At 61.8% G+C, this 17,765-nt stretch carries 16 protein-coding genes; 15 read left to right on the top strand and 1 reads right to left on the bottom strand.

Annotated features, from left to right (window positions below; all coding sequences use genetic code 11):
• Positions 1-103: 103 nt before the first annotated feature.
• The 15 genes from ndk to ACODSZ_RS16365 all read left to right on the top strand — a co-directional run bounded on the left by ndk (position 104) and on the right by ACODSZ_RS16365 (position 16,577).
• Positions 104-529: a nucleoside-diphosphate kinase gene (gene ndk, locus ACODSZ_RS16435; RefSeq protein WP_008329884.1), complete on the top strand. Its 426-nt coding sequence runs from the start codon at positions 104-106 to the stop codon at positions 527-529.
• 96 nt (positions 530-625) lie between these two features.
• The gene (gene rlmN, locus ACODSZ_RS16430; protein WP_175344317.1) at positions 626-1,798 is read left to right on the top strand and encodes a dual-specificity RNA methyltransferase RlmN; all 1,173 of its coding nucleotides are present in this window, start codon (positions 626-628) and stop codon (positions 1,796-1,798) included.
• Between the two features lie 300 nt (positions 1,799-2,098).
• Positions 2,099-3,190: a helix-turn-helix domain-containing protein gene (locus ACODSZ_RS16425; RefSeq protein ID WP_175344316.1), complete on the top strand. Its 1,092-nt coding sequence runs from the start codon at positions 2,099-2,101 to the stop codon at positions 3,188-3,190.
• A gap of 14 nt (positions 3,191-3,204) precedes the next feature.
• Positions 3,205-4,467, top strand: a complete 1,263-nt coding sequence (gene ispG, locus ACODSZ_RS16420) for a flavodoxin-dependent (E)-4-hydroxy-3-methylbut-2-enyl-diphosphate synthase (RefSeq protein ID WP_175344315.1) — start codon at positions 3,205-3,207, stop codon at positions 4,465-4,467.
• 129 nt (positions 4,468-4,596) lie between these two features.
• Positions 4,597-5,952: a histidine--tRNA ligase gene (gene hisS, locus ACODSZ_RS16415; protein ID WP_175344314.1), complete on the top strand. Its 1,356-nt coding sequence runs from the start codon at positions 4,597-4,599 to the stop codon at positions 5,950-5,952.
• A 45-nt stretch (positions 5,953-5,997) separates the two neighbouring features.
• A complete protein-coding gene (locus tag ACODSZ_RS16410; RefSeq protein ID WP_488928064.1) occupies positions 5,998-6,642 on the top strand; it encodes a YfgM family protein in 645 nt (214 codons plus the stop codon).
• Positions 6,643-6,784: 142 nt separating this feature from the next.
• Positions 6,785-7,984: an outer membrane protein assembly factor BamB gene (gene bamB, locus ACODSZ_RS16405; RefSeq protein WP_008329871.1), complete on the top strand. Its 1,200-nt coding sequence runs from the start codon at positions 6,785-6,787 to the stop codon at positions 7,982-7,984.
• A gap of 32 nt (positions 7,985-8,016) precedes the next feature.
• On the top strand, positions 8,017-9,360 hold the full coding sequence (der, locus tag ACODSZ_RS16400) for a ribosome biogenesis GTPase Der (protein ID WP_008329870.1): 1,344 nt from the start codon (positions 8,017-8,019) through the stop codon (positions 9,358-9,360).
• Positions 9,361-9,499: 139 nt separating this feature from the next.
• The gene (gene hfq / locus ACODSZ_RS16395) at positions 9,500-9,739 is read left to right on the top strand and encodes an RNA chaperone Hfq (protein ID WP_006463311.1); all 240 of its coding nucleotides are present in this window, start codon (positions 9,500-9,502) and stop codon (positions 9,737-9,739) included.
• Between the two features lie 39 nt (positions 9,740-9,778).
• A complete protein-coding gene (gene hflX / locus ACODSZ_RS16390) occupies positions 9,779-10,903 on the top strand; it encodes a GTPase HflX (RefSeq protein WP_008329868.1) in 1,125 nt (374 codons plus the stop codon).
• Positions 10,904-10,992: 89 nt separating this feature from the next.
• Positions 10,993-12,351 carry an FtsH protease activity modulator HflK gene (gene hflK, locus ACODSZ_RS16385; RefSeq protein ID WP_008329866.1) on the top strand — a complete coding sequence of 453 codons (1,359 nt, stop codon included), beginning with the start codon at positions 10,993-10,995 and terminating at the stop codon, positions 12,349-12,351.
• Positions 12,351-13,244, top strand: coding sequence for a protease modulator HflC (hflC, locus tag ACODSZ_RS16380; protein ID WP_175344312.1), 894 nt, complete (start codon positions 12,351-12,353; stop codon positions 13,242-13,244). The genes hflK and hflC overlap by 1 nt, the downstream gene beginning before the upstream one ends.
• 271 nt (positions 13,245-13,515) lie before the next feature.
• Complete coding sequence (locus ACODSZ_RS16375; RefSeq protein WP_488928063.1) at positions 13,516-14,676, top strand: ATP phosphoribosyltransferase regulatory subunit; 1,161 nt, start codon at positions 13,516-13,518, stop codon at positions 14,674-14,676.
• Positions 14,677-14,679: 3 nt separating this feature from the next.
• The gene (locus ACODSZ_RS16370; protein WP_088753376.1) at positions 14,680-15,993 is read left to right on the top strand and encodes an adenylosuccinate synthase; all 1,314 of its coding nucleotides are present in this window, start codon (positions 14,680-14,682) and stop codon (positions 15,991-15,993) included.
• A gap of 53 nt (positions 15,994-16,046) precedes the next feature.
• Positions 16,047-16,577 carry a phosphoribosyltransferase gene (locus tag ACODSZ_RS16365; protein WP_008329857.1) on the top strand — a complete coding sequence of 177 codons (531 nt, stop codon included), beginning with the start codon at positions 16,047-16,049 and terminating at the stop codon, positions 16,575-16,577.
• A gap of 87 nt (positions 16,578-16,664) precedes the next feature.
• On the opposite strand, the gene ACODSZ_RS16360 is transcribed toward ACODSZ_RS16365, so the two are convergent.
• Positions 16,665-17,762: an SDR family oxidoreductase gene (locus ACODSZ_RS16360; protein ID WP_488928062.1), complete on the bottom strand. Its 1,098-nt coding sequence runs from the start codon at positions 17,760-17,762 to the stop codon at positions 16,665-16,667.
• Positions 17,763-17,765: the final 3 nt, after the last annotated feature.

Genomic DNA, 17,765 nt, shown 5'->3' with positions numbered 1-17,765 from the left:
GAGGTGAATTGACATGATATTTGATGGTTTCATGCTAAAATACAAGGTTCATTGAATTATCAATTCTTGGCTTTAAGCCATTATTTTTATTGGAGTTTTTCTCATGGCAATTGAACGCACCCTGTCGATTATCAAGCCCGACGCCGTCGCCAAGAACGTGATCGGCCAGATCTACACCCGTTTCGAAAACGCTGGCCTGAAGGTCATCGCTGCCCGCATGGCACAACTGTCGCGCGCTGAAGCAGAAGGCTTCTACGCCGTGCACCGCGAGCGCCCCTTCTTCAAGGATCTGGTCGACTTCATGGTCTCCGGCCCGGTGATGATCCAGGTGCTGGAAGGCGAAGGCGCCATCCTGAAGAACCGCGACCTGATGGGCGCGACCGATCCGAAGAAGGCTGAAAAGGGCACCATCCGCGCCGACTTCGCCGACTCCATCGATGCCAACGCCGTGCACGGTTCGGACGCTGAAGAAACCGCCAAGGTCGAAATCAGCTACTTCTTCCCGGCACTGAACGTTTATTCGCGTTAATCTGTTCCTGTTTTTCATCGGTCTTCCGGGCTGGGGCAAAAACCGGCGTCGCAATCCCTGCAACGTCTTTCTGTCCTGGTCCCGACCGCAAGCATCATGACTACAGCTCTCACCAATCTGCTGGATATGGATCCCGCGCAACTCGTCGCCTACTGCGGCGAGTTGGGTGAGAAGCCGTTTCGTGCAAAGCAGTTGCAGCGTTGGATACACCAGTTCGGCGTGTCTGATTTCGATCAGATGACCGATCTGGCCAAATCGCTGCGCGACAAGCTCAAGACCCGCGCCGAAGTCCGTGCGCCGGCCATCATCAGCGACCATACCTCCACCGACGGCACACGCAAGTGGCTGGTCGACGTGGGCCAGGGCAATGCGGTGGAAACCGTGTTCATTCCTGAAGAAAACCGCGGCACGCTGTGCGTATCGACGCAGGCGGGCTGTGCCGTGAATTGCCGCTTCTGCTCCACCGGCAAGCAGGGCTTCAATCGCAATCTCACCGTGGCCGAAATCATCGGCCAGTTGTGGATGGCGGAATTCGAATTGCGCAAGACCAAGGGCATCGAAGGTGGCCCCAAGGGCGAGCGCCAGATCACCAATGTGGTGATGATGGGCATGGGCGAGCCGCTGCTCAACTTCGAGCCGACCGTCACCGCCTTGCGCCTGATGCTGGACGACAATGCCTATGGCCTGTCGCGCCGCCGCGTCACGCTGTCCACCAGCGGCGTGGTGCCGATGATCGACAAGCTGTCGCAAGAATGTCCGGTGGCGCTGGCCGTCTCGCTGCACGCGTCCAACGATGCGCTGCGCGACTCGCTCATTCCGCTGAACCGCAAGCACCCGCTGCGCGAGCTGATGCTGGCCTGCAAGCGCTATCTGGAATTCGCGCCGCGCGACTTCATCACCTTCGAGTACTGCATGCTCGATGGCGTCAACGACACCGACACCCATGCCCGCGAACTGGTCGCGTTGGTGAAGGAAGGCGAGACCGCCATCCCCTGCAAGTTCAACCTGATTCCCTTCAACCCTTTCCCCGAGTCGGGCTTGAAGCGCTCGCACAATCCGCGCATCAAGGCGTTTGCGCAGATCCTCATGGATGCGGGCATCGTGACCACCATCCGCAAGACCCGTGGCGATGACATCGATGCCGCCTGCGGTCAACTGGCCGGCGAGGTCAAGGATCGTACCCGGGTGCAGGAACGCATGCAGAAAATGGCCGAATACCAGGCCAAGTTCGGCCGCGACTTCGGTCGCATCGTGGAGATCTCCGGGTGACGGCAGGGCGGTCCCATGTCCTTGCTGGTCCTGCGGTACCAGCCTTCGCCGCCACGGCGGGGGCACAGCTGCCGCTTTTTACAGAATGGGTGACGGGGGCGTCGATGTTGCGCTGTGGCGCAGCCATCGCACGTCCCTTTCGCGTTGTTGCTGAAGTCAATGCCAGTCTTGCCGAGGTCGGGCGGGCTGTGCTGAAGTTGTCGAATTTCCCCGGAGGGACGCGGCGCACGCCGCGCAGGGACGCTCCAGAAGAATCCGGCCAGGTCCGGCTAAAAAAAGCTTTTCCATGTGGAGCATTTGATGAGTGATCAACAAATGAACGAAATGTCGTCGCAGCAACCGCAAGATCCCGGTCAACCGTCCCAGGCCCAGGTCTTGCCGGGCGCTACGCTGGCGGCGGCGCGGCAGAAAAAGGGGTGGTCCGTCGAGCAGGTGGCCAGCCTGGTCAAGCTGGCGCCACGCCAGATCCAGGCCATCGAGGCCGACAACTATGCGGCCCTGCCCGGCCTCGCGGTGGCGCGCGGTTTCGTGCGCAGTTATGCCAAGGTGCTGGGGCTGGATAGCCATGCCCTGGCGGCGGCCATGCCGCAGGAGTCGGCGGTGCAGCAGCGCGATCACATCGTGCCTCAGCATTCACTGTCGACACCCTTCTCGGAAGGTCCGTTGCCGGCCATGATGATGAGTACGCGCGGCAACAGTTCAGCCTTGCCCATCATCGCCGGTGTCGTGGTGGTGGCGCTGCTGGCAGGCGCTGCAGCCGTGCGCTGGACCGAGCTGGGGACCAGGCTGCCTCAGCTGGCCTTCCTCAAGTCGCATCACGAGGATGCCGCTGCAGCCCCGGAAACCGTGCAGGAAGCGCAGAACGCGCAGAGTGCGGAGACCGCCTCCAGCGAGCTGCCGGTCAATGCGCGCGTTGAGACCATCTCGCCCGCGCCTGCCGAGGAGTCGGCCAAGCAGTCCGTGCCGGCCACACAATCGCCGGCCCCGACGGCCCAGACCCCCGCATCGACCAAGCCGGAGCCGGTGCAGCCGTCCACACTTGCGGCCAGCGAGCCGGCTTCCATGCCTGCCCCGGCGGCATCGGCAGCGACGGCAAACGCGCCGGCACAGATGGCCTCGACCACCGTGCCCGGCGGGCTGAACATCGTCAACAGCAAGGATTTGCTGCGCCTGACCTTCCGCGAGGATTCCTGGGTGGAAATCCGCCGTGCTGACAAGAGCACCGTGATTTCACGTCTGCTCAAGGCCGGCACCACCGAGACCTTCGACGTCTCCGATGCGACCACGCTCATCATCGGCAACGCCGCCGGTGTCGACGCGACGCTGCGCGGCCAGCCGCTGGACCTGAAAACCCCGGGCGACAGCAATGTTGCACGCCTGAACCTGAACTGAACCGACTGACTGACATGTCTTCCTTCCCGATCGCCTCCGGGCCGCTGGCCCGCCGCAACAGCCGCCGCGTGGTCATCAGCCACGGGACGCGCGAGATCATCGTGGGTGGCGGTGCGCCGGTGATGGTGCAATCCATGACCAACACCGACACGGCCGACGCCATCGGGACAGCCATCCAGATCAAGGAGTTGGCCCGCGCGGGCTCCGAGATCGTGCGCCTGACCGTCAATACGCCCGAGGCCGCAGCAGCCGTGCCGGCCATTCGCGAGCAGCTCGACCGCATGGGCGTGGACGTGCCGCTGGTGGGTGATTTCCACTACAACGGCCACACTCTGTTGACCGACTATCCGGAGTGTGCCCAGGCGCTTTCCAAGTATCGGATCAACCCCGGCAACGTCGGCAAGGGCGCCAAGCGCGATACCCAGTTCGCCCAGATGATCGAAGTGGCCTGCAAGTACGACAAGCCGGTTCGCATCGGGGTCAACTGGGGCAGCCTGGACCAGGCCCTGCTGGCGCGCATCATGGACGAGAACGCCGGCCGCGCCGAACCCTGGTCGGCGCAGGCGGTGATGTATGAAGCCTTGGTCACCTCCGCCATCGAGAACGCCCAGCGCGCCGAGGAACTTGGCATGTCGGGTGACAAGATCATCCTGTCATGCAAGGTCTCCGGTGTGCAGGACCTCATTGCGGTCTACCGCGAACTGGCGCGCCGCTGCGACTATCCGCTGCACCTGGGCCTGACCGAGGCCGGCATGGGCAGCAAGGGCATCGTGGCCTCCACGGCGGCGCTGTCGGTGCTGCTGCAGGAAGGCATCGGCGACACCATCCGCATCTCACTGACTCCCGAGCCGGGTGGCGACCGTACCAAGGAAGTGGTGGTCGGCCAGGAAATCCTGCAAACCATGGGTCTGCGCAAGTTCACCCCGATGGTGATCGCCTGCCCGGGTTGCGGCCGCACCACCTCGACCGTGTTCCAGGACCTGGCCGACAAGATCCAGACCTTCCTGCGCGAGCAGATGCCGGTGTGGAAGGGCAAGTATCCCGGCGTGGAAGCCATGAACGTGGCAGTCATGGGCTGCATCGTCAATGGCCCCGGGGAGTCCAAGCACGCCAACATCGGCATCAGCCTGCCCGGCACCGGCGAGTCGCCGGCGGCCCCGGTGTTCATCGATGGCGAAAAGAAGATGACCCTGCGCGGCGAACGCATCGCCGAGGAATTCCAGAGCGTGGTGCTGGAATACGTCGAATCGCATTACGGTCAGGGTAGTCATGCCTGATCATCGCGTGGCCGGCCACCCTAGGGTGTTCCAGGCCATGCAGTACACTTGCGCTGGCCCGTCGCACGAAAGATGCGACATATTCCAGCTTCCAAAAATGAAGTAAAAAGCAAAATTCCGGATTTCGGTATGTCAGAACAAAAGAAAGTCGAAAAAATCGTTGGCGTCAAAGGCATGAATGACATCCTGCCGGCCGACGCCCCGTTGTGGGAACTGTTCGAGAACACCGTGCAATCGGTGCTCAAGAGCTATGGTTTCCAGCAGATCCGCACGCCCATCGTCGAGCCGACCGCACTGTTCGCGCGCGGCCTGGGCGAGGTGACTGACATCGTCGAGAAGGAGATGTATTCCTTCACCGATTCCATGAACGGCGACAACCTGACCCTGCGCCCGGAAAACACTGCCGGCGTGGTGCGTGCCGCCCTTGAACACAATCTGACCTACGACGGCCCCAAGCGCCTCTGGTACGTCGGCCCGATGTTCCGTCACGAGCGTCCGCAGCGTGGTCGTTATCGCCAGTTCCACCAGGTGGGGGCCGAGGCCGTGGGCTTCAGCGGTCCGGATATCGATGCCGAGCTGATCATGATGTGCCAGCGCCTCTGGGATGACCTGGGCCTGTCCGACATCCGCCTGGAGCTCAACTCCATCGGCAATGCCGAGGAGCGCAACAAGCACCGCGCCGACCTGATCGCCTACTTTGAACAGCACAAGGAGTTGCTGGACACCGACGCCCAGCGTCGCCTGCACGCCAACCCGCTGCGCATCCTGGATACGAAGAATCCGGCCATGCAGGAGATGGTGAATGCCGCGCCCAAGCTGCTGGATTACCTGGGTGAAGAATCGCGCGCGCACTTCGAGGGCGTCCAGAAGATCCTGCGCCACAACAACATTCCCTTCACCATCAATCCGCGCCTGGTGCGCGGCATGGACTACTACAACCGTACCGTGTTCGAGTGGGTCACCGACCAGCTGGGCTCGCAGGGCACCGTCTGTGGCGGTGGCCGCTACGACCCGCTGATCGAAATGTTCGGCGGCAAGCCGACTCCGGCCTGCGGCTTCGCCATGGGCGTGGAACGCTTGCTGGAGCTGATGAAGGCCAATGGCGAACAGTACGCACCGAATCAGTGCGACGTCTATCTGGTCCATCAAGGCGAGGATGCACAATTGCAATCTTTTGTCCTGGCTGAACGTTTGCGGACTGCCGGGCTCGATGTTGTGCTACATTGCGCATCGTCCAATGGTGGTGGCTCGTTCAAGGCGCAGATGAAGCGCGCCGACGCCAGCGGTGCCGCCTTTGCCGTGATCATCGGCGAAGACGAGCTCAAGGCCGGGACCGCCACCGTCAAGCACATGCGCGAAGGCAATGCCGAGGAAGGGCGTGCCAATCAGAGCAACATGGCCTTCGACGGCGTGGTCGATTACATCGTGGAACAGATCGTGGGCGATCACGACCATGATCACGACCACGTGCACTATCACCCCTGAAGACCCGTCCTCCTCGACCGTCAACTTATCTAAACGCAGAGTTACATGGCATACGATCTCGAAGAACAAGAACAGCTTGATTCCATCAAAGCCTGGTGGGCGAAGTACGGCAACCTGGTGACCTGGGCGCTGATCATTGTGTTGGCTGCTTACGCCGCCTGGACCGGCTGGAACACCTATCAGGGCCGCCAGTCGGCACAAGCCTCGGTGCTCTACGAAGAGCAGCAGAAGTCGCTGGCCGCCAAGGATAATGCCAAGGTACAACGTGCCGCGGCCGACATTCAGGACAAGTTCAGCCGTACCGCCTACGCCGAAATGAGCGCGCTGGTGGCCGCCAAGTCGGCCTTCGATGCCAATGACATGGAAGCGGCCAAGAAACAGCTGCAATGGGTGATCGACCATGGTCGTGGCAAGGAGTACAAGGCCATCGCCGCCGTGCGTCTGGCCGGGGTACTGCTTGATGCCAAGGCCTACGATGAAGCGCTGAAGGTCTTGTCGGGTGACTATCCGGCCCAGTTTGCCGGCGCCATCGCCGACCGCAAGGGGGATGTGCTGGCGGCGCAGGGCAAGCGTGACGAAGCCCGTACCGCCTACAAGCTGGCGTTGGAAAAGAGCGATGCCAAGGATCCGGCGCGCCAGCTGATCCAGATCAAGCTCGACGCCATTGGCGGCGAAGCGCCCAAGGCCTGAGGCCGGCGCCCGCGCGACTGACTGAATGCCCCGGTGATCGGTCTGCTGCGGCGGACCGGTGACCCGCGGGGTTGCTGGTGCAACCCACGAATTGAATCGCAATCCCACCGCGAATCCATCCATCGCTTAGAGGAAACAGAATATGCGTAGTGTGACAGCCACTGCTGCCCAGGCAACATCCTTTGCTCGATCCCGCCGCGCCGGCAAGCTGGCGCTGAACGTGGCGGCCATGGCCGCCGTGGTGGCCTTGTCAGGCTGCTCGCTGTTCTCCAGCAAGAAAGATCCGAATCCGCCGGCGCCGCTGGTGGAATTCACCCAGAAGATGCGCGCCCAGTCCGCCTGGACGGTCTCGGTCGGCAAGTCCGGCAGCTACCAGTTCAGCCCGGCCTTTGCTGCCGGCAGCATCTTTGCTGCCGCCAATGACGGCACCGTGGTACGCATCAATGCCCAGAATGGTCAGACCCTGTGGCGCAGCCGTGCCGAGGGTGACCTGACGGCCGGTGTCGGCACCGATGGCAGCACTGTCGTGGTGGTGGGCGAGAAGGGCCGTATCCAGGCCTTCGATGCGGGCTCCGGCAAGCCGACCTGGAGCGCCCAGGCGCCCAGCGAAGTGCTGTCGGCCCCGGCCGTGGGTGAGGGTCTGGTGGTCATTCGCAGCATCGACAACCGCGTGACCGCGTATGATGCCGACAATGGCAGCCAGCGCTGGATGGTCCAGCGCAACGTGCCGTCGTTGACGCTGCGCAATGCGCCGGGCATCGTGATTGCTTCGCAGACCGCCTTCGTGGCTCTGCCGGGCGGCCGCCTGTCGGCGCTGGCACTGAACAATGGCGGTCCGCGCTGGGAAGTGCCGGTCGGCGATCCGCGCGGCACCACCGAACTGGAACGCATCTCCGATGTATCTGGTGTGCCGGCGCTGGGCGCGACCGACATCTGCGCGGCCTCCTACCAGGGGCGTATCGGTTGCTTTGACTTGCTCAATGGCAATGTGCGCTGGATCAAGGAGTTTTCCAGCGATGTCGGCGTCAATCTGGATGATGCCTATGTCTACGCGGCCGATGTCGGCGGTGCCGTGACCGAGTTTGCGCGTGATACCGGTGCGGTCATCTGGCGCAACGACCGTCTGAAGAACCGCCAGCTCTCCAGCCCGATCGCCATTGGCAAAGCGGTGGCGGTGGGTGACTTCCAGGGTTATATTCACTTCCTGTCGCGGGAAGATGGCGCCTTCGTGGCCCGTCTGGCTACCGACGGCAGTGCTATCCAGGCGCCTCCGGTTTCGACCGGTTCGTCTGTCGTTTTCCAAACCAAATCAGGAACCGTGGTCTCCGTCGTTGCCGAATAAGTGGCTGTGACGAACGACCCCCAAGAAAAGAAATGAAACCGGTAATTGCACTTGTAGGCCGTCCCAACGTCGGCAAATCGACGTTGTTCAACAGGCTCACCCGCAGCCGCGATGCGCTGGTGGCGGACCTGCCCGGCCTGACGCGCGATCGTCACTACGGCCAAGGCCGCGTCGGCGAACGTCCGTTCCTGGTGATCGATACCGGTGGCTTCGAACCCGTCGCCAAGGACGGGATCATGTATGAGATGGCCAAGCAGACCAAGCAGGCAGTGGTCGAGGCCGATATCGTGGTGTTCATCGTCGACGGTCGCCAGGGATTGACGCCGCACGACAAGACCATCACCGACTTCCTGCGCAAGTGCGGCCGCTCCGTGCTGCTGGTGGTCAACAAGTCCGAAGGCATGAAGTACACCTCGGTCACCGCCGACTTCTACGAGCTGGGCATGGGCGATCCCTATGTGATCTCCGCCGCCCACGGTGACGGCGTGGCTGACCTGGTCGAGGAAGCCCTCGATCAGATCGAGGCCCAGCGTGCCCAGGAGCCGGAAGCCGAAGAGCCGGCCATGCGCGGTACCAAGATCGCCATCGTCGGTCGTCCCAACGTGGGCAAGTCGACCCTGGTCAATACCTTGCTGGGCGAAGAGCGCGTGATTGCCTTCGACATGCCGGGTACCACGCGCGATTCGATTGAAATTCCCTTCGAGCGCGAAGGCCGTCACTACACCCTGATCGATACCGCCGGCATCCGCCGCCGTGGCAAGGTCTTCGAGGCCATCGAGAAATTCTCCGTGGTCAAGACGCTGAAATCGATTTCAGATGCCAACGTCGTGCTGCTGTTGCTGGATGCCCAACAGGACATCTCCGAGCAGGATGCCCACATCGCCGGCTTCGTGCTGGAGTCGGGCAGGGCGCTGGTGGTCGGTGTGAACAAATGGGATGGCATGGAAAGCGATCAGCGCAACCAGATCAAGATGGATCTGGAGCGCAAACTGAATTTCCTTTCCTTCGCCAAGTTCCACTTCATCTCGGCACTCAAGTCCACCGGTATCGGTCCGCTGATGAAATCCATCGATTCGGCCTACGCCGCTGCCATGGCCAAGCTGAGCACGCCGCGCCTGACGCGCGCGCTGGAAGAGGCGCTGGAACACCAGCAGCCGCGCCGCAAGGGTTCGATTCGTCCCAAGCTGCGCTATGCGCACCAGGGCGGGCAGAACCCTCCCGTGGTGGTGATCCACGGCAATGCGCTGGAAGCCATCGATGACAATTACAAACGCTATCTGGAAAAGCACTTCCGGGAAACTTTCTCCCTGGTCGGCACTCCACTGCGTATCGAGTTCAAGTCGGGCAAGAATCCTTTCATCCGGCAGGAAAAATAATCGTAAATCCTGCTATTCGATCAATGTTTTTGGCGTTGGAGCGAAAATCGTTTAAATTGAATAGCATAAAGTTGGTCAAGCACTTGATATTCCTTGAAGTGCCTCCAAGTCCTAATCACAACAACACCGTGGAGCTGCCATGAGCAACAAAGGGCAATTGTTACAAGACCCATTCCTGAACGCATTGAGAAAAGAGCACGTTCCCGTCTCTATCTATCTGGTCAACGGCATCAAGCTGCAAGGCCATGTGGAGTCTTTCGATCAATACGTGGTCCTGCTGCGTAACACCGTTACGCAAATGGTTTACAAACACGCCATCTCTACCGTCGTGCCTGCACGTGCGGTCAACCTCAGTCTCGAATCCTCGTCCGACGAATAATGGTCTACCTGGCCGGCTTGACGCCGTGGGCATTTTGACATGCGTGCCGCGTTAGTCGGCCTGGACTTCGGCAAGAACGATTTCGCCGCAAGTCTGGATGAGCTCCTCCTTCTGGCAAAATCGGCTGGTGCGGAACCGGTGATCACCATCACCGGTCGCCGTGCCAGTCCGGATGCCGCGCTTTTCGTAGGCACCGGCAAGGCACAGGAAGTGGCCGACGCCGTTGCCGACCTCCAGCTCGAACTGGTCATTTTCAATCACGCTCTTTCACCGGCCCAGCAGCGTAATCTGGAGCGGGTGCTGAAGGTGCGCGTGCTCGACCGGACCAGCCTGATTCTCGATATCTTCGCGCAGCGCGCCAAGAGCCACGAGGGCAAGGTGCAGGTTGAGCTGGCCCAGTTGCAACACCTGGCCACCCGCCTCATCCGCGGCTGGACTCACCTGGAGCGGCAAAAGGGGGGTATCGGTCTGCGCGGACCCGGTGAAACCCAGCTCGAAACAGACCGCCGTCTGCTGGGCGAGCGTGTCAAGGCCTTGCGGGCCGTGCTGGCCAAGCTGCGCCGGCAGCATGCCACGCAGCGTCGCGCGCGGGGGCGCAGTGAAACCTTCTCGGTCTCGCTGGTGGGTTACACCAATGCCGGCAAGTCGACTATCTTCAATTCCCTTGCCAAGGCCGGGGTGTATGCCGCCAACCAGCTCTTCGCCACGCTGGACACGACTTCCCGTCGCGTTTACCTGGGCGAGGTCGGGCACGTGGTGATTTCGGATACAGTGGGCTTCATCCGCGAACTGCCTCACCAACTGGTCGAGGCCTTCCGCGCCACCCTCGAAGAAACCATTCACGCCGACCTGCTGCTGCACGTGGTGGATGCGGCCAGCCCGGTACGGATGGAACAGATCGAGCAGGTCAACCTGGTGTTGAAGGAAATCGGCGCAGATCACGTGCCGCAGATCCTGGTCTGGAACAAGATCGACGCCGCCGGTCTGGAACCGACGGTCGAGTATGACGAGTATGGTAAAATCCAGCGGGTTTTCGTCAGTGCCAAGTCCGGTGCTGGCCTGGATCTGCTGCGCGAAGCGATCGCCGCTTCGCTCAAGGCCGCCTTGGAGGCCAGGGGTCGCAGCCGTTCCGAGCCAGTCGATTCCGCAGACATGCACGCTTGAGCCGTTCGAGGGGACGGCTTTTTGCACGTTCCTGGCGCGCATTCCTCCTTGATTTTCTTAATCCATTACTTCAGCCGGAACGCAAACGCATGCTTGTGTCTTTATTCAGGAAAATCGGTGTCAAGTTTTCGTTGAACGACCCCCAATGGGGACGTGGTTCGCAAAACGACAACCGCGAGAATCAGAATAACGGAAATAACGGCGACAAACGGCCCGAAAAACCGTCCGGCAACAATGACGGCCCGCCTGACCTCGACCAGCTCTGGCGCGACTTCAACCAGCGCATCGCCGGCCTCCTGGGCCGCAAGGGCGGTGGCGGATCCGACGGCGGCAACGGTGGCGGTGGCTTCAATCGTGGCGACGTCAAGGGTGCCGGCATCGGCGTGGGCGTCATCGCCGTGATCGTGGCTTTCCTCTGGCTGGCCAGCGGTTTCTTCATCGTGCAGGAAGGTCAGACCGCCGTGGTCACTACCTTCGGTCGCTACAGCCACACCACGCTGCCGGGCTTCAACTGGCGCTGGCCGTATCCCATCCAGGGCCACGAGATCGTCAACATGTCCCAGGTGCGTACTGCCGAGATCGGTTATCGCGGCAATGTGCGCAACAAGCAGCTGAAGGAATCCCTGATGCTGACCGATGATGAAAACATCATCGATATCCAGTTCGCCGTCCAGTACAAGCTCAAGAACGCCGCAGAATGGCTGTTCAGCAACCGCGACCCGGATGACTCCGTACGCCAGGTCGCCGAGACCGCCATCCGTGAAATCGTCGGTCGCAGCAAGATGGACTTCGTCCTCTATGAAGGCCGTGAAAAGGTCGCGCTGGACGTGAGCCAGCGCATGCAGCAGATCCTGGACCGCTACAAGTCCGGCGTACAGATCACCAACGTCACCATGCAGGGCGTGCAACCGCCTGAACAGGTGCAAGCCGCCTTCGACGACGCCGTCAAGGCAGGTCAGGATCGCGAGCGCCTCAAGAACGAAGGCCAGGCCTATGCCAATGACGTGATCCCGCGCGCATCCGGCGCCGCCTCGCGCCTGCTGGAAGAAGCCGAGGCCTACCGCTCCCGCGTGGTCGCCAATGCAGAAGGTGATGCCTCCCGCTTCACCCAGGTGCAAGAAGCCTACGCCAAGGCGCCGGCGGTCACCCGCGAGCGCATGTACCTGGAAACCATGCAGCAAATCTTTGCCAACACCACCAAGGTCATGGTTGATGCCAAGAGCGGCAGCAACCTGCTGTATCTGCCGCTGGACAAGCTGATCCAGCAAAGCGCCAGCGAAGCGACCCCGGCCGGTGGCAAGGCGCAGGCTTCGGCGACCGTCCAGCCCTCTGCGGGCGCGGCGTCCACCACTTCGACTGCAGGAAACGACACCGTGTATTCTTCCGAGCTGATGCGAGATTCGAGAAACCGCGATCCCCGTGATGCGCGCGAAAGGGAGGTGCGCTGATGGGCCGCCTCGTTACCTCCGTCATCGTCGCCGTGGTGGCGATCTGGCTGGCGTCGTCCACCATCTTCGTGGTGGATCAGCGCTCCTCGGCCATTGTCTTCGCCCTGGGTGAAGTCAAGCAGGTCATCACCGAACCCGGCCTGCACTTCAAGCTGCCGCCACCGTTCCAGAGCGTGATGTACGTGGACAAGCGCATCCAGACGCTCGATACCCCTGATGCAGACCGCTTCATCACCGCCGAAAAGATGAACGTGCTGGTTGATGCCTACGTCAAGTGGCGCATCGTCGATCCGCGTCTGTATTACGTCAGTTTCAACGCCGACGAACGTCGTACCCAGGATCGCCTTTCGCAGATCGTCAAGGCGGCGCTCAACGATGAAATCACCAAGCGCACCGTACGCGAAGTGATCTCCAGCCAGCGCAACAACCTCATGGACGCCATCCAGGCCCGCGTGGCCAACGAAGCCAAGCAGATCGGCGTCGAAGTCATCGACGTGCGCCTGCGCCGCGTGGACTACGTTGACCAGATCAACAATTCGGTGTTTGAACGCATGAAGTCCGAGCGGGTGCGTGTGGCCAATGAGCTGCGTTCCACCGGTGCGGCCGAGTCCGAGAAGATCCGTGCCGATGCCGATCGCCAGCGCGTGGTGATCCTGGCCGAAGCCTACCGCGAATCCGAAAAGATTCGCGGTGCCGGTGACGCCAAGGCGTCCCAGATCTACGCCCAGGCCTTCGGCCAGAACCCCGACTTCTACAAGTTCTACCGTAGCCTGGAAGCCTACCGCGCCAGCTTCAAGAACCGTCACGATCTCCTGGTCGTGGATCCGAGCTCGGAGTTCTTCAAGTACTTCAAGGGAGTGGGCGGCGGCGCCACCAGCGCTGCGAAGAAGTAAAAATCTGCTTAACAGGCGATAATGTGAAGTGTTCTGCGCCGCCGCAGGTTTGCGGCGGGCAGGGCGAACCGGATGGATGCCGCTGGTAAAGGGCATCTTTCCTTTTTTGGTCGGACACAATGTTCCGGGGTGCAATTTTCCCGGAATACAAGATGAGGGGCGGCAGGCATTTGCGGACCGCCCCGATTGTTCGTCTGGGCGCCTGCTTGTCTTGTTGTCATCCGCATCACGCAAGTACGCAAACCGTTTTTTTCTGCTTTGACTTTTGTTTATGCCTAACTGGCTTCTTCCCGAAAACATCGCCGATGTCTTGCCCTCCGAAGCGCGCAAGATCGAGGAACTGCGCCGGCGCCTGCTCGACAATTTCCGCCTCTATGGCTACGAAATGGTCATGCCGCCGCTGTTGGAATACCTCGAATCGCTGCTCACCGGCGCCGGCCAGGACACCGACCTGCGCACCTTCAAGCTGGTTGATCAGCTCTCCGGTCGCACTCTGGGCGTGCGCGCCGACATGACCACGCAGGTGGCGCGCATCGACGCCCATCTGCTCAATCGCGCCTCGGTCACCCGCCTGTGCTATGCCGGCAGTGTCCTGCATACTCGCCCGACCGGCCTGCACGCCACCCGCGAACCAATCCAGATTGGTGCCGAGATCTATGGCCATGCCGGCATCGAAGCCGATGCCGAGATCCAGGAACTGGCCTTGAATTCGCTGGCCCTGGCCGGCATGCGCACCATCCGCCTGGACCTGTGCCACGTCGGCGTGCTGCGCGCCATCATTGCCAACGATGCCGCCGCCAAGCGCGACGAGGCGCAGCTCTTCGGCCTGCTGCAGGCCAAGGATGTGCCTGGCCTGAAGGAAATCACCGCCGGCTATCAGGACGGTACTCGCGCCGCCTTGCTTGCGCTGCCCAACCTGTATGGCGACATTTCCGTCATCGCGCGCGCCCGCATCACCTTGCCGGCTCTGCCTGGCATCGGCCAGGCGCTCGACGAGCTGCAGGCCGTGGTGGAACTGGCTGCCGGCCATGAAGGCGCGGCTGTCACCATCGATCTGGCCGACCTGCGCGGCTATCATTACCACAGCGGCGTGATGTTCTCTGCCTACGTGCCGGGCCTGCCCAATGCGGTGGTGCGCGGCGGCCGCTACGACCATGTGGGTGAAGCTTTCGGCCGTGCGCGGCCGGCCACCGGCTTCTCCCTGGACCTGCGTGAACTGGCACGACTGATGCCGGGCGCAGAACGAAAACGCGCCATCCTCGCCCCTTGGGGCAGGGACGCCGGTCTGCGTGAGAAAATAGCGCAATTGCGGCAAGCGGGAGAGATCGTGATCCAAAGCCTTCCCGGCCACGAAAACGATCAGGACGAATTCGATTGCGATCGCGCACTCGATTTCAGCAATGGAAACTGGATTATCAAAAACTTGGGTTGAGTCATGTTACAGAACAGCAATGCAAAGAATGTCGTCGTCATCGGTACGCAATGGGGCGACGAAGGTAAGGGCAAGATCGTCGATTGGCTGACCGATCACGCCCAAGGCGTGGTGCGTTTCCAGGGCGGCCACAATGCCGGCCACACGCTGGTCATCGGCGGCAAGAAGACTGCGCTGCAACTGATTCCCTCGGGCATCATGCGTGAAGGCGTGGCCTGCTACATCGGCAACGGCGTGGTGCTGTCGGTGCCCGACCTGCTGCGCGAGATCGACAAGCTCGAAGCCGCCGGCGTGGAAGTGTGCTCGCGCCTGAAGGTGTCGGACGCCTGTCCGCTGATCCTGCCGTATCACGTGGCCCTGGACGTGGCGCGTGAAGCCGCCCGAGGCGTCGACAAGATCGGCACCACCGGCAAGGGCATCGGCCCGGCCTACGAAGACAAGGTGGCCCGTCGTGCCATCCGCGTGGCTGACCTGTTGAATGAAAAGCGCTTTGCCGAAAAGCTGCTGGCCAACCTGGACTACCACAACTTCGTCCTGACCCACTACCTGAAGACCCAGCCGGTGGACTACCAGAAGACCCTGGACGATGCCCTGGCCAACGTGCCGCGCATCAAGCCCATGGTCACCGACGTCTCCAGCGACCTGTACGCCATCCACAAGGCCGGCGGCAAGATCCTGTTCGAAGGCGCGCAAGGCAGCCTGCTGGACGTGGACCACGGCACCTATCCGTTCGTCACCTCCAGCAACTGCGTGGCCGGCAATGCCGCCGCCGGTGCGGGCGTGGGTCCGGGCATGCTGCACTACATCATGGGCATCACCAAGGCCTACACCACCCGCGTCGGTTCGGGTCCGTTCCCGGCCGAACTGCCGACGGATGCCGGCACCGGCAAGCACCTGGCGTCAGTTGGTCATGAATTCGGTACCGTCACCGGCCGTGCGCGCCGCTGCGGCTGGTTCGATGCCGCCCTGCTGAAGCGCTCGGTGCAGATCAATGGTGTCTCGGGCATGTGCCTGACCAAGCTGGACGTGCTCGATGGCCTGGAGTCCCTGAAGCTGTGCACCGGCTACAAGCTCAACGGCAAGACCGTCGACATCTTCCCGGTCGGCGCTGAAGAAGCCGCTGCCTGCGAGCCGATCTACGAAGAAATGCCCGGCTGGTCCGAGACCACTGTCGGCGCCAAGACGCTGGACGCTCTGCCGGCCAACGCCCGCGCTTACATCAAGCGCATCGAGGAACTGGTGGGCGTGCCCATCGACATGATCTCCACCGGCCCGGACCGCGAAGAGACCATCGTCCTGCGCCATCCGTTCAAGTAATTCACCAAGCAATCGCCGTTATCGGCACAAGGCACTACGAAGCAATCAAGAATATGAAGATCTCTGACGACAAAGACCTCTGGGTCTCCTGGGACGACTACAACCGCCTGATCGAACGACTGGCATTGAAGGTCTACGAATCCGGCTACCAGTTCGACCAGGTGCTGTGCCTGGCGCGCGGCGGCCTGCGCCCGGGTGACGTGATGTCGCGCATTTTCGATGTCCCGCTGGCCATTCTCTCGACCAGCTCCTACCGTGAAGCGGCCGGCACCATCCGCAGCTCCCTGGACATCGCCAAGTACATCACCATCACCAAGGGAACCCTGGGTGGCCGCATCCTGCTGGTGGACGACCTGGTCGATTCGGGCGTCACCCTGCAGAAGGTGATGGTCCACCTGAAGGAACATTACCCTGCCGTCACCGAGATCAAGAGTGCCGTGTTGTGGTGGAAGGCCTGCTCGGTGGTGGAACCTGACTTCCACATCGACTACCTGCCGACCAACCCGTGGATTCACCAGCCGTTCGAAGAATATGACGGCCTGGGCCCGCATCAGCTGGCGGCCTGGATCAAGAAGGGTGCCTGACCTTTTGCTTCAGTTTCATGGAGGCAGATGTGAAAAGAGCTTGCTGCGGCAAGCTCTTTTTTTCATCCGCCGAGGCGAGGCAAGGCATCAGGACCACGGAATGATCTTGCGCTCCTTGAAGGTATCAAAGAGCTGATAAAACATCTGCTCGCTTTCCACATACTCATGAAAGCCCAGGCGGCGCGCCTTGCTGCCATCACCAAACATGTCGTAGTCCCAGGAGAACACGAAATCGGCAAATTCCCACGCCGATAGTGAAGCATAAGGATGCTGCTTCAGGCCATGCGCCGTGACGATCCTTTCCCATAAGGGCGCCTTGTCGGCCATCACCTCGGCCAGCTTCAGCGGCAGCGGCGTACCGACTTCCATGCCGAAATAACGGGCGATCTTGGGCCACATCTCGCTCCAGCGGAACAGGTCGCCATTGCCGAAATTGAAGGCCTGGTTGGCCGCGGTCTCGGTGGTGGCCGCCCATACGGTGCCCTTGGCCAGCAGGCTGGCATCGGTCATTTCGACCAGCTTGTCGTAGGCGCCGGGCTTGCCGGGAAAGCGCAGCGGCAGCCCCAGCGCCTTGCTCATGCAGGCGTACAGTGCAATGGCCAGCGCCAGGTTCATCGGATTGCCCAGGGCCGCGCCTCCCACGACGGCCGGGCGCGGTGCCGACCAGCTCCAGTTACACCCTGAATCAATGCGCCGCTGCGCCAGCCAGCGCTGCTGGTCGAACATGAATTCGGGCGGCATGAACTGCGCATCGCTCTCGCGTGCCGGCGTCTTGAAGGGACCGAGATGGCCGCCATAGACCTTGTAGCCCTGCATCAGGCTGATATGCCGCAAGCCCGGCGCACGGGCTTCCACCGTCTGCACCGTGTGCTGCAGCATGGCCAGGTTGGGCGCGACCAGCTCGCTCCAGTTGGGCCGGTGCTGGTAAGCGGCATAGAACACGTGCGTGACCTGTTCCAGCGGTGCCAGCTGGCGTTCGGTGTCGGCGGCATCGAGCAGGTCCACTGCGACGTAGCGCAGTCGCGCCTGCTTGCGGGATTCGCCACCCCGGCGCGAGAGGCCGATGACCTCCCATTGCGGCAGGGATAGCAGGTGTGCGATCAACTGACTACCGATCACGCCGTGGGCACCTACCACCAGGGCGGTGTGGCGCTGCGGCGGGGTAGCGATTGCGGAATGGGTCATGGC

Source organism: Herbaspirillum sp. FG34 (genome assembly GCF_057809315.1).
Note: the sequence above shows the minus strand (reverse complement) of the source record. Positions and strands in the feature narration are given on the sequence as shown.

Excerpts from the sequence above, each read along its gene's own strand:
- ACODSZ_RS16425 (WP_175344316.1), top strand. The coding sequence starts at position 2,099 with ATGAGTGATCAACAAATGAACGAAATGTCGTCGCAGCAACCGCAAGAT.
- hfq (WP_006463311.1), top strand. The coding sequence starts at position 9,500 with ATGAGCAACAAAGGGCAATTGTTACAAGACCCATTCCTGAACGCATTG.
- ACODSZ_RS16410 (WP_488928064.1), top strand. The coding sequence starts at position 5,998 with ATGGCATACGATCTCGAAGAACAAGAACAGCTTGATTCCATCAAAGCC.
- rlmN (WP_175344317.1), top strand. The coding sequence starts at position 626 with ATGACTACAGCTCTCACCAATCTGCTGGATATGGATCCCGCGCAACTC.
- ACODSZ_RS16365 (WP_008329857.1), top strand. The coding sequence starts at position 16,047 with ATGAAGATCTCTGACGACAAAGACCTCTGGGTCTCCTGGGACGACTAC.
- ndk (WP_008329884.1), top strand. The coding sequence starts at position 104 with ATGGCAATTGAACGCACCCTGTCGATTATCAAGCCCGACGCCGTCGCC.
- hflK (WP_008329866.1), top strand. The coding sequence starts at position 10,993 with ATGCTTGTGTCTTTATTCAGGAAAATCGGTGTCAAGTTTTCGTTGAAC.
- der (WP_008329870.1), top strand. The coding sequence starts at position 8,017 with ATGAAACCGGTAATTGCACTTGTAGGCCGTCCCAACGTCGGCAAATCG.
- hisS (WP_175344314.1), top strand. The coding sequence starts at position 4,597 with ATGTCAGAACAAAAGAAAGTCGAAAAAATCGTTGGCGTCAAAGGCATG.
- bamB (WP_008329871.1), top strand. The coding sequence starts at position 6,785 with ATGCGTAGTGTGACAGCCACTGCTGCCCAGGCAACATCCTTTGCTCGA.
- hflX (WP_008329868.1), top strand. The coding sequence starts at position 9,779 with ATGCGTGCCGCGTTAGTCGGCCTGGACTTCGGCAAGAACGATTTCGCC.
- ACODSZ_RS16360 (WP_488928062.1), bottom strand. The coding sequence starts at position 17,762 with ATGACCCATTCCGCAATCGCTACCCCGCCGCAGCGCCACACCGCCCTG.
- ACODSZ_RS16375 (WP_488928063.1), top strand. The coding sequence starts at position 13,516 with ATGCCTAACTGGCTTCTTCCCGAAAACATCGCCGATGTCTTGCCCTCC.
- hflC (WP_175344312.1), top strand. The coding sequence starts at position 12,351 with ATGGGCCGCCTCGTTACCTCCGTCATCGTCGCCGTGGTGGCGATCTGG.
- ispG (WP_175344315.1), top strand. The coding sequence starts at position 3,205 with ATGTCTTCCTTCCCGATCGCCTCCGGGCCGCTGGCCCGCCGCAACAGC.
- ACODSZ_RS16370 (WP_088753376.1), top strand. The coding sequence starts at position 14,680 with ATGTTACAGAACAGCAATGCAAAGAATGTCGTCGTCATCGGTACGCAA.